Source organism: Paramagnetospirillum magnetotacticum MS-1 (assembly GCF_000829825.1).
Classification (GTDB): domain Bacteria; phylum Pseudomonadota; class Alphaproteobacteria; order Rhodospirillales; family Magnetospirillaceae; genus Phaeospirillum; species Phaeospirillum magnetotacticum.
This window is the reverse complement of record NZ_JXSL01000028.1, coordinates 173,957-191,541: the sequence shown is the minus strand read 5'-3', so window position 1 is coordinate 191,541 and position 17,585 is coordinate 173,957. Positions and strand designations below refer to the sequence as shown.

Sequence of the window (17,585 nt, the reverse complement as noted above, 5' to 3'; positions counted from 1 at the left end):
GCTCAGACCCACTCGCCCTGGTTCAGCACCTGGGACTGGGCCTCGTCATCCTTGCGGGCGCGGATGCGGCCGATGCGCACCACGGTCTCGCCGTGCTGCCCTAAGATGCGGGCGGCCTCGTCGGCCTTGGAGGCGGCGACCACCACCACCATGCCGATGCCGCAATTGAAGGTGCGGGCCATTTCGTGGGCGGCGACGCCGCCGCCCGCAGCCAGCCACTTGAACACGGGCGGCAGGGCCCAGGCGGAACCGTCGATCTCGGCCACAACGGTTTCAGGCAGGACGCGCGGAACGTTCTCGATCAGGCCGCCGCCGGTGATATGGGCCAGGGCCTTGACTGTTCCGGCCTTGATGGCGGCAAGACAGCTCTTCACATAGATGCGGGTGGGCTCCAGCAGGGCCACGCCCAGCTTGACGCCCGGCGCGAAGGGGGCGTCGCCGTCATAGGACAGGCCGCCCTTTTCCACGATGCGGCGCACCAGGGAGTAGCCGTTGGAATGCACGCCCGAGGAGGCGAGGCCCAGCAGCACGTCGCCCTCGGCCACGTCTTCCTTGGGCAACAGGGCATCGCGTTCGGCGGCGCCCACCGAGAATCCGGCCAGATCGTAATCGCCGTCGGAATACATGCCGGGCATTTCGGCGGTTTCGCCGCCCACCAGGGCGCAACCGGCCTGGCGGCAACCCTCGGCGATGCCAGAGACGATGGCGGTGCCCGCCTTCACATCCAGCTTGCCGGTGGCGAAATAATCCAGGAAGAACAGCGGCTCGGCGCCCTGGACCACCAGATCGTTGACGCACATGGCCACCAGATCGATGCCCACCGTGTCATGCTTGCCCGCCTCGATGGCGACGCGCAGCTTGGTGCCGACGCCGTCGGTGGACGAGACCAGGATCGGGTCCTTGAACCCGGCGGCCTTGAGGTCGAAAAGCGCGCCGAAACCGCCCAGACCGGCGGCTCCGCCCGAACGGGCGGTGGACTTGGCGAGCGGCTTGATGGCCTCGACCAGGGCTTCGCCAGCGTCGATATCGACGCCCGCATCACGGTAGGTCAGACCTTGGGCTTTATCTTGCGCGGGAATGGGCTTCCTCGTTGGCATGGGTGTGGTATGGTCTCGGCGAAAATTGAGTGCGCCAAAATACTTCATCCCGGACGGTTTGCAATGTCTTCTCGCGGTCTCCGGCTCGCCTGGCTGGTCCTCGGTCTCTTCCTGACGATTCCCGGTGCCGCCTGGGCCGCCGATGCCTTCGCCGTGCACGGCCTTGAGGTGGACGTTACCGCCCAAGGCGTGGCCGCCGCCAAGGAGCAGGCCATGAACGAAGCCCAGCGGACGGGCTTTCGGCGTCTGCTCGAACGGCTCACCATGCCCGCCGACCACGCCCGCCTGCCCAGCGCCGATGCCATTCAATATGTGCGCGACGTGGCCATCGAGTACGAGCGCTCCTCGGCGGTGCGCTACATCGCCTCGCTGACCGTGCGCTACAATCCGGTGGCGGTGAAGAAGCTGCTGCGCGACGCCAATATCAAATATGCCGAGCCCCGGCCCCGTCCGGTGGTCATCGTGCCGGTCTTCCGGCCCATTGGCGCCGGGCGCGCTCTGCTGTGGGAGGAGGGCAATCCCTGGCGGGCGGCCTGGGCGGGCCAGGGTAGCGGCGCGCTGGTGCCCCTGGTGATTCCCGCCAGCGACATGGCCGACGTTCCGCTGGTTCCGGTGGAAAAGGCCCTGGCTGGCGATGTGGAATCGCTCTCGGCGCTGGGCGCGCGGTTCCGCACTCCCGACGTGCTGGTGATGACCGCCATGGTCAACGGCGCCGCCAATACGGTGGAGGTTACCGCCACCGGCATGCCCGGCGTGATGAAGCCTTTCGATACCCGCTCTTACCCAATAGGCGAGGCCGGGACCGATGCCGCCTTGCGCCGCGCGGTCGCCGAAGCCGCCCAGACCCTGGATTCGGCTTATAAGCAATCCAACCTGCTGTCCTTCGACCGGGCGGCTTCCATGGCGGCCATGGTGCCGCTCAAGGGGCTCGACGATTGGGTGGCTGTGCGCGAACGCCTGGGCCGGGTCACCCTGGTGCGCCGCTGGGAGATCGTCTCCCTGTCGCGCGAAGAGGCGGCGATCATGCTCTATACGGTGGGCGAGCCCGAACAGGTCAAGACCACCCTGGCGGCGGCGGGGCTCCAGATGGATTGGAACGACGGATACTGGGTGATGCGGCTGAAGGTGACGCCATGAGCATGAGTTCGGGTCAAAGGCTGCGGTTCTGGCTGATCGGCGGAACGGTCTTCCTGGTGCTGCTCTACTTGTTGCGCAGTGTGATGCTGCCCTTCGTGGCCGGTATGGCTGTGGCCTATTTCCTCGATCCCCTGGCCGACCGCATGGAGCGGGCCGGGCTGTCGCGCACCCTGGCCACCGGCATCATCTGCCTGGTGTTCTTCGGCATCATGGGGCTGGGCCTCACCTTGCTGGCTCCCATCATCCAACAGCAGGTCGTGACCTTCGTCCACAAGGTGCCCGCCTATGCCGAAGCCTTGCAGACCCGCGCCATGCCACTGTTGGAAGAGGTTTACCGTCATCTGTCGGCCGATGACCTGGAAAAGCTGCGGTCCTCGGTCGGCTCTTATGCCGGGACGGCGGTGGGCTGGGGCATGGGCGTGCTGAAAGGCGTTCTGTCGGGCGGCATCGCGGTGATGAGCATCCTGTCCCTGCTGTTCATCACTCCGGTGGTGACCTTCTACATGCTGCGCGACTGGGACCATATGATCGCCAAGGTGGATACCTGGCTGCCCCGTCACCATGCCGAAGTCATCCGCTTCGAGTTGCGCGAAATCGACCGCACCATAGCCGGTTTCGTGCGCGGCCAGGCCACGGTGTGCATGGTGCTGGCGGTGTTCTACGGCGTGGGCCTGACCCTCACCGGCCTCGATCTTGGTCTGATGATCGGATTGGGGACGGGATTGGGGGCCTTCGTTCCCTATGTGGGCATGCTGATCGGCCTGATCGCCAGTGTCGGTCTGGCCCTGGCCCAGGGTGGCGAGTGGCATCTGCTGGGCGGCGTCGGCATCGTCTTTCTGGTCGGCAATGTTCTGGAAGGCAATTTCCTGACGCCCAAGCTGGTGGGGGATCGGGTCGGACTGCATCCGGTGTGGATCATCTTCTCGCTGCTGGCGGGCGGCGCGCTGTTCGGCTTTGTCGGGATTCTGCTGGCGGTGCCCGCCGCCTCGGTGATCGGCGTGCTGACCCGCTTCGCCCTGGAAAACTATATGAAAAGCTCGCTCTACGACGGAATCGAGGACGATTACAGCAAGTCATGAGCGAGGCCCAGCTTCCCCTGGCCTTCGGGCATGTTCCCTCTCTGGCCGCCGAGGACTTTCTGGTGGCGCCCTGCAATGCCGAGGCCCATGCCTGGGTGGGCGCGCCCCAGCGCTGGCCCGGCCCAGCCAGCATCCTGTGCGGCCCGGCGGGCAGCGGCAAGACCCATCTGGCCCATCTCTTCGCCCGTGACGGCGGTGGCATTCTGGTTCCGGCCGCCCAGGTGACCGAGGACTCGTCGCGGCCTTTGCTGGAATCGGTGCCGGTCCTGGTGGTCGAGGATTGCGACCGGGCGTCTCTCGACGAAGTGGCGCTGTTCCACCTGATCAACCAAAGCCGCGAACTGGGCCGGTTCCTGCTTTTGACCGCCCGTTCGGCTCCCGCCCACTGGGCGGTGAGGCTGCCTGATCTGCGGTCGCGGCTGCTGGCCATGCCGGTGGCCTCCATCCTGGCTCCCGACGATGCCCTGCTGGCCGCTCTTCTGGTCAAGCTGTTCGATGATCGCCAGTTACGGATCGGCGAGGATGTGGTTCACTTCCTGGTGGGCCGCATGGAGCGCAGCTTTGCCGCGGCCGCCAGTCTGGTGGACCGCCTGGACCGCGCCGCTTGGGCTGGGCGCCGCGCCGTCACCGTGCCCCTGGCCCGGCGCATTCTGGAGGGAGAAGATCATGGATCTGGGACTGAAGGGCCGTAGCGCCATCGTCTGCGGCGCCTCCCGGGGCTTGGGCCGCGCCTGTGCCGAGTCTCTGGCCCGCGAGGGTGTCAACGTGGTCATGGCGGCGCGCCGTCCGGATGTGCTGGAACTGGCCGCCAAGGAGATCAGGGCCGCCACCGGTGCCGCCATCAAGACCGTTCCGGTGGATGTGACCACGCCGGAGGGGCGGAGCGTTCTGCTCACCATCCTGCCCGACCCCGATATCTTAGTGACCAATGCGGGAGGCCCGCCGCCCGGCGACTTCCGCGACTGGGACCGCGCCGCCTGGATCAAGGCGCTGGACGCCAACATGCTGAGCCCCATCGAACTGATCAAGGCCACGGTGGATGCCATGATCGCCCGGAAATTCGGGCGTATCGTCAACATCACCTCGGCGGCGGTCAAGGCGCCCATCGACGTACTCGGCCTGTCCAACGGGGCGCGGGCCGGACTGACCGGATTCGTGGCCGGATTGGCGCGCCAGATCGCACGCCATAACGTCACCATCAACAACCTGCTGCCCGGTCCCTTCGACACGGACCGGCTGCGCACCACCATGACGGGCCAGGCCAAGGCCCAGGGCGTGACCCTGGACGAAGCCATGGAGCGGCGCCGCGCCGCCAATCCCGCCGGACGCTTTGGCGATCCGGCCGAATTCGGCGATGCCTGCGTCTATCTCTGCGCCGCCCAGGCAGGCTATATCACCGGCCAGAATCTGGTGATCGATGGGGGTGCCTTTCCGGGGACGCTTTAGGCGCGCCCGGTCACGGATTTCAAGAAGTCGGCCAGGCCCTGGACGGGGCCGGGATCGTTGAAGACTCGGCTCCGATTCTCAGCCATCTTTTTCGAGATGATCTCCCGGTAATCGGCATCCGTCGCAAGCCGCGCCGCCAGATCCACATAGGCGTCCTCGTCCTTGGCGACCAGTTCACCAAGGCCGGCGCATCGCAGGATGCCAGCGGAGAAATTGCCGCGCAGGAATTGTCCGTTTCCGGCAACGACCGGCGTACCGCAGGCCAGGGCCTCCATGGTGGTATAGCCCCCCGACCAGTCCAACGTATCCAAAGACACATCGGCAGCCTTCACGAGGCCAAGGAATTCCGCCGATGTGACGCCAGGGAGAACGCGGATATGCTGGTCCGCATTCAAGCCATGCTCGGCGAAGGCCCGTTCCATCCGTTTGCGAAAGATATCCGTATAGGTCCCGAAACGGTCGATGAAGTCGATGGTGCAGGGACCGACCGCTTTGACGATTCGGGGAAAAATATGGTCCCTCCGGGGCAGCATTTTGTAAATGCTCTGTGCGCAGAACAGGCGTGGTCCCTGGCGTTCTGGCTCCGGCGCGGGAGGGCTGGCCTCGTCCACCTTGGGGCTGTCCAGGGTAAATCCGGTTCGGGGCAGGAAAACCAGCTTTTCGGTATAGTGCCCTTCCGAGTTTTCCGGCTCCATCAGCTCGCCGCTCAGGAAATAGTCCATGGTCGGCATGCCGGTCGGGACCGGATGGGCATGGGTTGCACATTGAACCGGTGCCAGCCGCAGCAAAGCTAACCGGTCGACGAGTGGGTGCAATCCGATATCCGGATAGATCACAACGTCAAGCTCCGCCTCTGAGATCATGCGGATGATTTCGGAGACGGGGGCGTGGGCGTCCACGAAATGCTCAACCCCGGCGGCAAGCGCCTCGGTGGCTTGGTCCCATTTCGCACCGGTATGGAAGACGAAGACCTCGAACTGGTCTCGATCCAGGCCGAGAATCCAACCGGCCGACAGGCGGCACACCACATGGAAGGAGAAGCTTTGCGAAACGAAACCCACACTTATCCGCGGCCGAGCGGGGCGGGGGGGGACGGGGGTGCCAAAGCCGTGGCAGGCCTGGGCCACCTTGGCCTGGGCGCCGCGCAGCACCGTCATTGGAACGCGGTCGTCTTTCGCCTGATAGGCCAGGAAGAAGACGTCCAACTCCAAGATACCGGCCTGAGCGGGTAATTGGAGGGGCGGCAAGGCATGGATTTCCGCGGCCACGGCGTCCAGCTTCTCGGTAAAGCGCTGGCGCCAGCTGGTCACCTGCTCCTCAGTCTCGTACTGGTTGGGAAGCACCAGGGCATCCCACCAGCGGGCCTCGATGCAGTCGCCCTTTGCGAGGAAGGGAGCCGCATCCTGGGCGCGGCCCGTGCGGGCAATCAATTTGCCGAGATTGAGATTGACCTCGGGCGCGTCGGGATGGCGCTTCAGGATGGCGCGGTATTGCTCCTCGGCCTCTTCGGGCCGGTTGAGGACCCGAAGCGTCAGGGCGCGGTTGTTGGCCGCCACATGATCATCCGGGTTGAGCTTCAACAGCCGCTCGAAGCATTCCAGGGCCTCGGCCCCCTTACCGCAAGCGTAGTGAAGCAGGCCGAGATCGTTGATGGCCGCCGTGAAATTGGGCTGCGCGTCCAGCACGGCCTTGAAGGCCGCAAGGGCGCCCTCCATGTCGCCGCTGTCGCGGAGCGCGCGGCCCAGAAGGTGGCGGCTGATGAAGCGTCCGGGTTCGCGCGCCAGGACGGCGTGGAGCGGTGCCAGGGCTTCTCCGGCCCTCCGGGTTTCAATCAGCACGCGGGCGAGATTTTCCGCCGCGTCACTGAGATCGGGGGCGAGGGCGAGGGCCCGCTTGAAGCTCTTTTCAGCCGGACCGGATCTGCCGCTGGCCGCCTGGGCCGAACCCAGCGCGTTAAGCGCCATGGGATTGTCCCCATGCTTGCGGATCAGGCGGGTCAGCGCCTCGGCCGCCTCGTCCGGCTTGCCCCCCGACAACAGGGCGACGCCCAGGTAATAAAGGGGCTCCGGGGCATTGGGCGTTCTGGTGGTCAGAGTGCGGAATTGCCGCGCCGCCTCGTCCCATTGACCTTGCTGCAGGGCGCCGACGCCTTGGCGAAAAATGAACTGAAGGTCTGCGGACATGGGGCGGTGGTCCTGCTCTGTCTGGAAAGCGCGCGGTGTTTATAAAGCCGATTCCCCGGCGGGTGAAGGCGTCTCGAGGTCCTTGGGCCTGATGAAGGTTGCAAGTGATCCGCGTCCGGCCTCCAACTCACCCCAATGTGAGATGTCGAGTTCGAGGACCGCCAGGGCGCCGGTGGGGAATTTCTCAGCCAATCTGGCCAGCAGGGCGGGGGCGCCGTGGTGGTCTGCCAGCACCTCGGCCAGACGGCCGATGCCGGGATTGTGGCCGATCAGCAGGACGGATTCCATGTGATCGTCCATCTGGCGCAGCCTATCGAGCAATCGCGCCTTGGTCGCCTCGTATAATTCGCCCTCGATGGCCACGGGGACGCCTTCCAGATGGGGCTCGATCAGTTCCCAGGTGGCCCGCGTGCGCGCCGCGCCCGAAACCAGCGCAATTCCAGGCCGGAAGCCCTGCCGGGCCATGTATTGTCCCATGCGTCTGGCGTCCTTGCGCCCACGCCCGTTCAGCGGCCGATCGAAATCATCCATGCCCGGATCATCCCAACTGGACTTGGCGTGGCGCAGCAGGAACAGTTTTCTCATATCGGTAACCGCCTCGGTCATGACAGGGCTGCGAACAGGATATATAAATGAACGGGGGCGTACCACGCCTCGTCTACTGGAGATTAGCCGTGACCCATGCGCAGGCCGTCGACCTTCCCGTTATCGATATCGAGTCCAAGGATCGCTTCATCAATCGGGAGTTGTCGTGGCTGGCCTTCAACGGCCGGGTGATCGAGGAGGCGTTCAACCCCCATCACCCGTTGCTGGAGCGGTTGCGCTTCCTGTCCATCTCGGCGGCCAATCTGGACGAGTTCTATATGGTGCGCGTCGCCGGCCTGAAGGGCCAAGTGGAAGCGGGCGTCATGACCACCAGCCAGGACGGCCTGACCCCCGCCCAGCAATTGGCGGCCATCAATTCCGAGGCGGCCCGGCTGCTGGACGCCCAGAAGAAGTGCTGGCGCGAATTGAAGGTGGATCTGCGCGGGGCGGGAATCGCCGTCATCGACCGTTCGGAATTGTCCAAGGCCGATATGAAGTGGCTGGAAGGCCGCTTCATGGAGCATGTCTTCCCCGTTCTGACGCCCCTGGCCATCGATCCGGCCCATCCCTTCCCCTTCCTGCCCAACGGGTCTTCGGCCCTGGTGCTTCATCTCAACAAGCTGGACGACGGCGAGGTGTTGCGCGCGCTGCTGCCGCTTCCCAGCCAGATCGAGCGTTTCACCCGCTTGCCGGGCGACGGCATCCGTTTCCTGCCGTTGGAGGAATTCGTCCTGCTGTTCCTCGATCACCTTTTCCCGGGCTTCCGCATGGAATCCTTCGGGCATTTCCGGGTGATCCGCGACACCGAAATGGATATCGACGAAGAGGCCGAAGATCTGGTCCGCGTATTCGAGTCCGCCCTGAAACGGCGGCGGCGCGGCCATGTCATCCGGCTGTCCTTCGGAGCTGGCATCCCCAAGGATCTCCGGGATTTGGCCACCGCCGAGATGCATGCGGACGAGGAAGACGTGTTCGAGATCGACGGTCTGTTGGGCCTGGTCGATACCAAGCGTCTGATCGTCGATGAGCGCCCGGACCTTTTGTTCCCGCCCTACCACGCCCGCTTCCCCGAGCGCATCCGCGATTTCGGGGGCGATTGCTTTGCCGCCATCCGCAAGAAGGACATCGTGGTCCATCACCCGTTCGAAAGCTTCGACGTGGTGGTGCAGTTCATCCGTCAGGCGGCGGCCGATCCGGCGGTGGTGGCCATCAAGCAGACCCTTTATCGCACCAGCGCCGATTCCCCCATCGTCAAGGCCCTGGTCGAAGCCGCCGAGGCGGGCAAGTCGGTGACCGCCATGGTGGAACTCAAGGCCCGCTTCGACGAAGAAGCCAATATCCGCTGGGCCCGCGATCTGGAACGCGCCGGGGCCCAGGTGGTGTTCGGCTTTCTGGAACTGAAGACCCACGCCAAGATTTCCCTGGTGGTGCGCCGCGAGGGCGGCACCCTGGTGTCCTATGTCCATTTTGGCACCGGCAACTATCACCCCATCACCGCCAAGATCTATACCGACCTGTCGTTCTTCACCTGTGATCCGGCGCTGTGCCGCGACGCGGCCAAGACCTTCAACTACATGACCGGCTACGCCAAGCCCGACGGCATGGAAAGTCTGGCCATCGCGCCGATCTTCCTGCGCAAGAAGGTTCTGTCCCTGATCGAGGACGAAATCGCCAATGTGAGGGACGGCAAGCCGGGCGCCATCTGGGCCAAGATGAATTCGCTGGTCTGCCCGCAATTGATCGATGCGCTGTACCGTGCCTCCCAGGCTGGCGTGAAGGTGGATCTGGTAATCCGCGGCATCTGCTGCCTGCGGCCCGGTGTGCCCGGTCTGTCCGATAATATCCGGGTCAAAAGCATCGTCGGGCGTTTCCTCGAACATTCCCGCGTGATCTGCTTCGGCAACGGTCACCGCATGCCGTCGCGCCATGCCAAGATCTTCATCTCGTCCGCCGACTGGATGCCGCGCAACATGGATTGGCGGGTGGAATCCTTCGTACCCATCGAGAATTCCACGGTGCACCGCCAGATTCTCGATCAGATCATGGTGGCCAATCTCAAGGATCAGGCCCAGACCTGGATTTTGCGCCCTGATGGGGTCTACGAGCGTTTCCAGGCCGAGGAGGGGGCGTTCAACGCCCACACCTACTTCATGACCAATCCCTCGCTGTCGGGTCGCGGCAGCGCGGGCGAGCGCGGGCGCAAGTCCAAGAATCTGCAACTTGCCTAGACCATGAAGATCAAGCTGCGCCAGGAGCCCATCGGCATCGTCGATATCGGCTCCAATTCCATTCGTCTGTGCGTCTACGACCTGGCGCAGCGGGTCCCTGTTCCGCTGTTCAATGAGAAGGCGGTGTGCGGCCTGGGCCAGGGGGTGGGCAGTTCCGGCCGCCTCAGTCCCGAAGGCGTCGAGGCCGCCCTGGTGGCGGTGGGCCGCTTCGTGACGTTGTGCCGCGCCATGGAGGTGGAGCGTCTTGACGTGCTGGCCACCGCTGCGGTGCGCGATGCCGCCGACGGCGCGGATTTCGTGCGCGAGGTGGAGCGGCGCTTCAATGTACAGGTCAAGGTTCTGTCCGGAGGCCAAGAGGCCAAGATGGCCGCCATGGGCGTGCTGTGCGGTACGCCCGACGCCAACGGCATCGTCGCCGATTTGGGCGGCGGCTCGTTGGAGCTGGTGACGGTTCAGGATCAGAATTTCGGCCTGCATGTGACCATGCCTCTCGGGCTGCTGCGGTTGACCGAGGCTTCGGGCGACGACAAGGCGCGGGCCGCCGAGATGGTCGACAGCCATCTGAAGGGCATTGCCTGGCTGGGGGAGGGCAAGGGGCGCAACCTCTATGCGGTCGGCGGGGCCTGGCGGTCCATCGCGCGCATCTGCATCGCCCAGACCCAGCACCCGCTGACCGTGCTGGACAATTTCTCCCTGGATGCCAGGGAGGCGCTGGCCATTCTGGAACTGGTGGCGACCCAAAGCCGCAAATCCCTGGAGAAAATTCCCGGCATCTCCAAGAAGCGTACCGGCGGTCTGCCCATGGCGGCGTTGATCCTGGCCCGCGTGATCCGGGCCATCGGTCCGACCCGTCTGGTGTTTTCCATCTATGGCATGCGCGAAGGCCAGTTCCTCAAGCGTCTGCCGGAGAAGCTGAAGCAAGAGGACCCGCTGCTGTCGGTCTGCCGCCACATGGCGATCCTCAATTCGCGCTTTCCCGAGCACGGCGACGAGTTGCTGACCTGGATGGCGCCGCTGTTCCCCCACGAGACCACGCGGGAAACCCAACTTCGCCATGCCGCCTGTCTGGTGTCGGACATCTTCTGGAACGAGCATCCCGATTACCGGGCCGAGCAGGCCTTTTTACGCATCCTGCGCCTGCCCTTCATGGGCGTCGGCCATCGTCACCGCGCCGCCATCGCCTTCGCGGTGTTCTGCCGCTATCAGGGCAACGAGGATTCGCCCGAGGTGGCCCGCTTCATCCAATTGCTGGACGAGGGCGCCTTTCGCCGCGCCCGGCTGGTGGGGCTGGCGCTCCGCCTCGCCCATACCCTGTCGGGCGGTGCGCCCAATCTGCTGCGCCAGACCAGCCTGTTCGTCGAGGACAGGTATCTGATCCTGGAAGTGCCCGCCGACAATCCCGCCTTCACCCTGGACGGCGACCGCTCCTTCGACCGCCTCGCCAAGGCCTTGGAATGCGAGGCTCTGATCTTCCGGCGGGTGCAGTGACTCCGACGAAGGGCTGGCCAAAGGCCTGCACGAGGAGGCAAGGCCAAAGGCCGCCGCGGCTTATGCCGCGAAAGCCAAGGGCTACGGAAGTGGCCCGCCCGGCGCCTGAGGGGCAAGAATGACATGACTAAAATCTACATCGACGGTGACGCCTGTCCGGTGAAGGACGAGGTGTTCAAGGTGGCGGGGCGTTATAATCTGGCCGTCACCGTGGTGGGCAATGCCTGGCTGCGTCTGCCCCAGGACCCCATGATCACCATGATCGTGGTGCCCGAAGGCCCCGATGCCGCCGATGACCGCATCGCCGAACTAATCGCGGCGGGCGATATCTGCGTCACCAACGATATTCCGCTGGGCTCGCGCTGTCTTCTCAAACGGGCTTTGGTGCTGCGTCCCAACGGCAAGCCCATGACCGAGAATTCCATCGGCGATGCCCTTGCCACCCGTGACCTGATGAATACGCTGCGGGAAATCGGCACCATGACCGGCGGCCCGGCTCCCTTCGCCAAGGCCGACCGCTCACGCTTTCTGTCGGCCCTGGACACCATGGTCCATCAGGCCAAGCGGGTCATCCCTTAAGCAGTTCGTCCACCGCCAAAGCCAGGTTCAACCCCATGGCGGATTGTCCCGCCTGGGCCAGGGCTTCGGCCAGCCCGGTTTGGGCATGGGCCCAGACGCCCTGCTGGGCGGCCAGAACCGGCGTGCGCACCGCTTCGCCTTCGAAGGAACGGCGACACGCCCCCGCATCGGCGGAATTATGGGCGCGGCAGGGCAGGGGGCGGGACTCATGGATGCCGCACAACCCGTCGTCTTCCAGCAGGGGACAGCGGATGCGGGCCGCCCACCATTGCCGCTGGTCCAGACCGGCCCCTTTGGCCGCCGCCTCGCGGGCGCGGGCGGCGATGGCGGCGCGGGCCTTGGGCGGCTTGGCGGCGATGGCCTCGGCCACCAGATCAAGCTCGGCCGCGGTGATGGCGACGATCTGGTGGCAGCACCAGGAACAGCCCGCGGCGCAGGCCTGATTCGCCAGTTGCTCATCCAGCTTCAAGGCGACGCGGACGCGATCGAAGAAGGAATCGGTGGCGGTAATGGCGGCGCGGGCGGCCTTGGCCGGACCTTGTCCCTGGGCCAGCGCCTCCCCGGCTGCGGCTGCGGTTTGCCGCCTTGCGTCGGAATAGCCGAGCCCGGCCAAGTCAGTCTGCCGCCACCGGCTCGGCGGAACAGGCCTCGACCGGCTCGATGGCCACGGTGCGCAGACGGCGGCCATCGGTGCAAAAGCCCAGGCCCAGACGGCCATGCTTCAGCTTCAGGGCATCCTCGCCGAACAATTCCCGGCGCCAGCCATGCAGAGCCGGAACATCGGCATCATCATCGGCGGCAATGGCGTCGATATCGGCGGAATTGGCGATCAGCTTGCCCGCCACGCCGTGCTCGTCGCACTTCATCTTGAGCAGGACCTTGAGAAGCTCGACCACCGGCCCAAAGCCCTTGGGTACATCGACCCGGTCGCTGGGCTTGGGGCAGTCGGCTTCGGGAATGGCCATGGCGCGCTTGACCGCTTCCAAAATGGCCTGACCCATCTTGCCTTCCACCAGCCCCTTGCCGATGCCGCGCGTGCGGCCCAGTTCGTGGGTGTCGGTGGGGTGATGGGCGGCGATCTCGGTCAGGGTCTCGTCCCTGAGGATGCGCTGGCGCGGCAAGTCGCGCTCCTGGGCCTCGCGCTCGCGCCAGGCGGCCAGTTCCTTGAGAACGGCCAGGAAGCGGCCCGAGGTGGAGCGGGGCTTCAACCGGCGCCAGGCATTCTCGGGATCGACCCGGTAGGTGCCGGGCTCGGTCAGCAGCGCCATTTCCTCGGACAGCCACTCGATGCGGCCATTCCGCTCCAGCTTGCGTACCAGCTTCTCGTAGGCGACGCGCAGATGGGTGACGTCGGCCAGGGCGTATTGGATCTGCTTTTCCGACAGCGGCCGGATGGACCAGTCGGTAAAGCGCATGGATTTGTCGATGCGGGCCTTGGCCAATTGCGAGGCCAAAGTTTCGTAACCCACGGAATCGCCAAAGCCGCAGACCATGGCGGCGATCTGGGTGTCGAAAATGGGGGTTGGAATGGCGTCGGCCAGATGCAGGAAGATTTCCACGTCCTGGCGGGCGGCATGGAACACCTTCAGCACATTGGTGTCGGCCATCAGCTCGAACAGCGGCGTAAGATCCATGCCCGGCGCAAGCGGGTCGATGGCGCGCGCCTCGTCCGGTCCGGCCACCTGGACCAGGCAGAGCTGCGGCCAATACGTCTTCTCCCGCATGAACTCGGTGTCGACGGTGACGAACGGGGCGGATTTCAGTCGGCGGCAAAAAGCCGCAAGCGACTCGGTATCGGAGATCATCGGCATGGCTGCCACAGATACACCCTGGCGGGCTTTGGGGCAAGCGGGCGCCTCGATCAGGCCGCCCGATGATCGACCCAGCACTCGTCCAGGGCCACCCAGCTCACCCGGATGCGTTCGCGCAGCTCGTCTCTGCTCATGGAGGAGATGGACATTTCGCGCAACGGATTGGGAACCGGAATTCTCGGCACCGAGGGCTCGGCCGGGCGCCGGCCCCTGGTCCGGCGGTCGGGGCCCAGATAATCGCCCGCCACCACGAAGCTGCGGCGCTGGCGGATCAGGGCGGTGATGCGGCCCGCCACCATGACCGGGTCGACCGGCTTGGCCAGAACCACGTCGGCGCCGCTATTGAGAAGGTAGGTGCTCAGTTCCGGCTGCGTGGCCGAGGTGAGCAGGACAGTCACCGCAAAGGCGTTGTCGGCGCAAAGTCTTCGGCGCATGCGCCGCACCAGATCGCAGGCCTCGTCCATGCCCAGATCGGTATCGACCACCAGAAGATCGACCATTTCGGTCCTGAGATGATGCTCGGCATCCTGGCTCTGATCCAGGCACAGCAGATTCCGGCATCCCAGCACTCCAAGGGTGCGGGCGATGACATCGTGGCTGCGAAAGTCGAGATTGCGCAGTAGGGTGCGCACACCTGGGGCGTCGTCGGTCATGGCTTACCATCCTGGCAAGAGCGGACGACCTTCTGGTCGCCGGGCCCCCCGATCGTCGCTGGCTCGGGATGCCTGGGAGAAGTTTGCCCCCAACTGGTAAATATCGGGTTATCCCGCCTTGACAAAATATGGCTCGGGATGCCTTCTTCCCGCTTTGGATTCAAGCGCGCCTACGAGGGTTTCATGCACGTCTATCGCTCACATACCTGCGGTCAGTTGAAGGCCTCTGACGCTGGCATCCAGGCTCGGCTGTCGGGTTGGGTTCACCGCAAGCGCGACCACGGCAATCTGCTGTTCGTGGATCTGCGCGACCATTACGGCCTGACCCAGTGCGTGATCGATATCAGCAGCCCGGTTTTCGCCACCTTGGAAAAGGCGCGGCCCGAAAGCGTCATCACCGTGACGGGCAAGGTGGTCAAGCGCTCGGCCGAGACCGTCAATCCCCGGCTTGCCACCGGCGAGATCGAGCTTCAGGTGGCCGAGATCGAGATTCAGTCCATCGCCGATGTTCTGCCCATCCAGGTGGCCGGTGATCAGGAATATCCCGAGGATATGCGCCTGCGTTACCGCTTCCTCGATCTGCGCCGCGAAGAGGTGCATGCCAATATGATGCTGCGCTCGCGCGTCATCGCCTATCTGCGTCAGGCCATGATCGGCCAGGGCTTCACCGAGTTCCAGACCCCCATCCTGACCGCCAGCAGCCCCGAGGGTGCCCGCGACTATCTGGTGCCGAGCCGCATCCATCCCGGCAAGTTCTATGCCCTGCCCCAGGCGCCGCAGCAGTTCAAGCAGCTGTTGATGGTGGCGGGCTTCGACAAGTATTTCCAGATCGCGCCCTGCTTCCGCGACGAGGCGGGCCGCGCCGACCGCTCTCCGGGTGAGTTCTACCAGCTCGACTTCGAGATGAGCTATGTCACCCAAGACGACGTCTTCGCCGCCATCGAGCCGGTGCTGGAAGGCGTGTTCAAGGAATTCGGCAAGGGCCGCGCCGTGACGCCCGCGCCCTTCCCCCGCATCACCTATGCCGATGCCATGCTGAAATACGGCTCGGACAAGCCCGATCTGCGCAACCCCATCATCATCGCCGATGTGACCGAGCCCTTCCGGGGTTCCGGCTTCGGCCTGTTCGCCAAGCTGGTGGACAAGGGGTCCGTGGTGCGCGCCATCCCCGCGCCGGGCGCCGCCGGTCAGCCGCGATCTTGGTTCGACAAGCTCAACGAATGGGCGCGCGAGAACGGCGCCGGTGGCCTGGGCTATATCCAGTTCGCCGCCGATGGTCCCAAGGGACCCATCGCCAAGAACCTGGAACCCGCCCGTGTCGAGGCCATCAAGGCCGCCGCCAATCTCAAGGATGGCGACGCGGTGTTCTTCGCCTGCGACAAGGAACTGCCCGCCGCCAAATTCGCCGGTCTGGTCCGCACCAAGATCGGCAACGAACTGGACCTGTTGGAAAAGGACGTCTTCAAGTTCTGCTGGACCGTCGATTTCCCCATGTACGAAATCAACGAGGAGACGGGCCTGGTGGAATTCTCCCACAATCCCTTCTCCATGCCCCAGGGCGGCATGGACGCGCTCCTCAATCAGGACCCGCTGACCATCAACGCCTATCAGTACGACATCGTCTGTAACGGCGTCGAACTGTCCTCGGGCGCCATCCGGAACCACCGCCCCGACATCATGTACAAGGCCTTCGAGATCGCTGGCTACTCCGCCGCCCATGTGGAAGAGCATTTCGGCGGCATGCTCAACGCCTTCAAGTTCGGCGCACCGCCCCACGGCGGCTCCGCCCCCGGCGTCGATCGCATCGTCATGCTGCTGGCCGATCAGCCCAATATCCGGGAAATCATCCTGTTCCCCATGAACCAGCAGGCCCAGGACCTCCTCATGCAGGCGCCCGCCGAAATCACCATGGAACGCCTGCGCGAACTCCACATCAAGGTGGACCTGCCCAAGCCGAAGAAAGAGGTCAAGGAGGGCTGAGGCCCGTTCTGTTCCGTGAAAGAGTGAGAAGGGGGCTTCGGCCCCCTTTTTTCATGGGCGAACGAGATCGGCTGTCGCCGAGTTCATGGGCTCCGCCCATACCCGCCAAAGGGCGGGGCCCTTTGGGAACCGGGTCGTGGAGTTGATTCTGGGGATACGCTCTCGATTTTCTTGCCTTGCTGCGACCCGTTACGTATTCTCAATCAGGCGCTAAATATCACCGGGTCTCGCCGAACCGTGTGCGGACGCTAAAATCCACAGGACTCGTCCAACTGTGCATCGGGCGCTAAACGTCAGCAGACCTCGCCCATCTGTGCGATTTCTCAAATGACACTCAGTCAGTGGAGACGCATATGGTGGATATCGCCATAACGTTCCGATGCAAAGTGGATGTGGGTGCGCTGATCCGCGCTGCTCGCATCTTCATGTCCTTTCTTGGATAATCACGCGTGAGGGGGCGGTGGGTCCCCTCACTATTCCCCAGGGTAAATCGACGGGGTTCCCAAAGGGCCTTGCCCTTTGGCGGGTTTGGGCGGAGCCCAAGGCTCTTCCGAAGGATAACCTACGCCAAACCGGCCAGCGGCACGATGTCTACCCCCGCAGCGGTGAGCGTCTCGCGTAGGTGGCGGGCCAGGGTGACGGCGTTCGTATCGTCGCCATGGACGCAGACCGACTGGGCGCGGCAGGGTATGTCCTTGCCGTTGACCGAGCGCAAGAGTCCTTGGGTCACCATGCGCAGCACATTGGCGGCGGCTTGGTTCGGGTCGTGGACCATGGCCTGGGGGTGGGAGCGGGGCACCAGATTGCCGTGATCGTCGTAATTGCGGTCGGCGAAGACTTCTTCGGCCACGAATAGTCCGAGCTTATGCCCGGCGGTGACCATGGCTGAACCGGCAGGGGCCAGGAAGATCAGGCCGGGATCACTGGCGTGGATGGCGCGTGCCACCGACAGGGCGACCTCAAGGTCGATGGCGGCAAGGTTGCTCAGCGCTCCGTGGGGTTTGACGTGGCGGACCATGGCATTGTGGGCCTTGGCGATGCCTTGGAGGGCGCCGATCTGATAGGCCATGATGGCCTCGATCTCGGCCGATGACAGGGCCATGGGGCGCCGCCCGAAGCCTTCGAGGTCGGCATAGCCGGGGTGGGCGCCGATGCCCACGCCCTTGGCCAGGGCTGCCTGCACGGTATGGGTCATGACCATGGCATTTCCGGCATGGAAGCCACAGGCGATATTGGCGGACGACACGATGCCCAGCATGGCCTCGTCATCGCCCATGGCCTCGCCAAGATCGGAATTCAAATCCACGCGCAGCATGATG

At 64.7% G+C, this 17,585-nt stretch carries 15 protein-coding genes; 8 read left to right on the top strand and 7 right to left on the bottom strand.

The window, feature by feature from the left end:
• Positions 1-2: 2 nt before the first annotated feature.
• Positions 3-1,097 carry a phosphoribosylformylglycinamidine cyclo-ligase gene (gene purM, locus CCC_RS12475; protein ID WP_009868345.1) on the bottom strand — a complete coding sequence of 365 codons (1,095 nt, stop codon included), beginning with the start codon at positions 1,095-1,097 and terminating at the stop codon, positions 3-5.
• A gap of 63 nt (positions 1,098-1,160) precedes the next feature.
• On the opposite strand from purM, the gene CCC_RS12470 reads away from it, so the two are divergent.
• Genes CCC_RS12470 through CCC_RS12455 form a run of 4 tightly spaced genes read left to right on the top strand, consistent with a single transcriptional unit; the run spans position 1,161 to position 4,759 of the window.
• Entirely contained in the window at positions 1,161-2,234 is a 1,074-nt protein-coding gene (locus tag CCC_RS12470; RefSeq protein WP_009868344.1) for a DUF2066 domain-containing protein, read from the top strand.
• 2 nt (positions 2,235-2,236) lie between these two features.
• Positions 2,237-3,313, top strand: a complete 1,077-nt coding sequence (locus CCC_RS12465; RefSeq protein WP_041041651.1) for an AI-2E family transporter — start codon at positions 2,237-2,239, stop codon at positions 3,311-3,313.
• Positions 3,310-4,005, top strand: coding sequence for an HdaA/DnaA family protein (locus tag CCC_RS12460; protein ID WP_009868342.1), 696 nt, complete (start codon positions 3,310-3,312; stop codon positions 4,003-4,005). Before CCC_RS12465 ends, CCC_RS12460 begins: the two co-directional genes overlap by 4 nt.
• On the top strand, positions 3,980-4,759 hold the full coding sequence (locus CCC_RS12455) for an SDR family oxidoreductase (RefSeq protein WP_009868341.1): 780 nt from the start codon (positions 3,980-3,982) through the stop codon (positions 4,757-4,759). The genes CCC_RS12460 and CCC_RS12455 overlap by 26 nt, the downstream gene beginning before the upstream one ends.
• Here the strand turns inward: CCC_RS12455 and CCC_RS12450 are convergent.
• Together CCC_RS12450 and CCC_RS12445 are read right to left on the bottom strand one after the other, a co-directional pair.
• Positions 4,756-6,942 carry a tetratricopeptide repeat protein gene (locus CCC_RS12450; RefSeq protein WP_041041649.1) on the bottom strand — a complete coding sequence of 729 codons (2,187 nt, stop codon included), beginning with the start codon at positions 6,940-6,942 and terminating at the stop codon, positions 4,756-4,758. The genes CCC_RS12455 and CCC_RS12450 overlap by 4 nt on opposite strands.
• 39 nt (positions 6,943-6,981) lie before the next feature.
• Positions 6,982-7,548, bottom strand: coding sequence for a SixA phosphatase family protein (locus tag CCC_RS12445; protein WP_009867115.1), 567 nt, complete (start codon positions 7,546-7,548; stop codon positions 6,982-6,984).
• Positions 7,549-7,616: 68 nt separating this feature from the next.
• Here CCC_RS12445 and CCC_RS12440 point away from each other — a divergent pair, with 68 nt between their 5' ends.
• From CCC_RS12440 to CCC_RS12430, 3 genes are all read left to right on the top strand, one after another.
• Positions 7,617-9,755, top strand: coding sequence for an RNA degradosome polyphosphate kinase (locus tag CCC_RS12440; RefSeq protein WP_041041645.1), 2,139 nt, complete (start codon positions 7,617-7,619; stop codon positions 9,753-9,755).
• Between the two features lie 3 nt (positions 9,756-9,758).
• On the top strand, positions 9,759-11,243 hold the full coding sequence (locus tag CCC_RS12435) for a Ppx/GppA family phosphatase (RefSeq protein WP_009867333.1): 1,485 nt from the start codon (positions 9,759-9,761) through the stop codon (positions 11,241-11,243).
• Positions 11,244-11,366: 123 nt separating this feature from the next.
• A complete protein-coding gene (locus CCC_RS12430; protein ID WP_009867334.1) occupies positions 11,367-11,822 on the top strand; it encodes a YaiI/YqxD family protein in 456 nt (151 codons plus the stop codon).
• Here CCC_RS12430 and CCC_RS21215 read toward each other — a convergent pair.
• From CCC_RS21215 to CCC_RS21210, 3 genes are read right to left on the bottom strand one after another with little or no spacing between them, the layout of a single operon-like run.
• Positions 11,812-12,435, bottom strand: a complete 624-nt coding sequence (locus CCC_RS21215) for a YkgJ family cysteine cluster protein (RefSeq protein WP_009867335.1) — start codon at positions 12,433-12,435, stop codon at positions 11,812-11,814. The genes CCC_RS12430 and CCC_RS21215 overlap by 11 nt on opposite strands.
• A gap of 1 nt (position 12,436) precedes the next feature.
• The gene (gene rnd / locus CCC_RS12420) at positions 12,437-13,633 is read right to left on the bottom strand and encodes a ribonuclease D (RefSeq protein ID WP_009867336.1); all 1,197 of its coding nucleotides are present in this window, start codon (positions 13,631-13,633) and stop codon (positions 12,437-12,439) included.
• Between the two features lie 50 nt (positions 13,634-13,683).
• A complete protein-coding gene (locus CCC_RS21210) occupies positions 13,684-14,286 on the bottom strand; it encodes a response regulator transcription factor (RefSeq protein ID WP_009867337.1) in 603 nt (200 codons plus the stop codon).
• A 183-nt stretch (positions 14,287-14,469) separates the two neighbouring features.
• Between CCC_RS21210 and aspS the strand changes: the two genes are divergently transcribed.
• Positions 14,470-16,266 (top strand): aspartate--tRNA ligase, encoded by a 1,797-nt coding sequence (aspS, locus tag CCC_RS12410; protein WP_041041717.1) that lies wholly within the window; start codon positions 14,470-14,472, stop codon positions 16,264-16,266.
• A gap of 562 nt (positions 16,267-16,828) precedes the next feature.
• Here the strand turns inward: aspS and CCC_RS12405 are convergent.
• Positions 16,829-17,581 carry a LamB/YcsF family protein gene (locus CCC_RS12405; protein ID WP_009867467.1) on the bottom strand — a complete coding sequence of 251 codons (753 nt, stop codon included), beginning with the start codon at positions 17,579-17,581 and terminating at the stop codon, positions 16,829-16,831.
• Positions 17,582-17,585 lie beyond the last annotated feature (4 nt).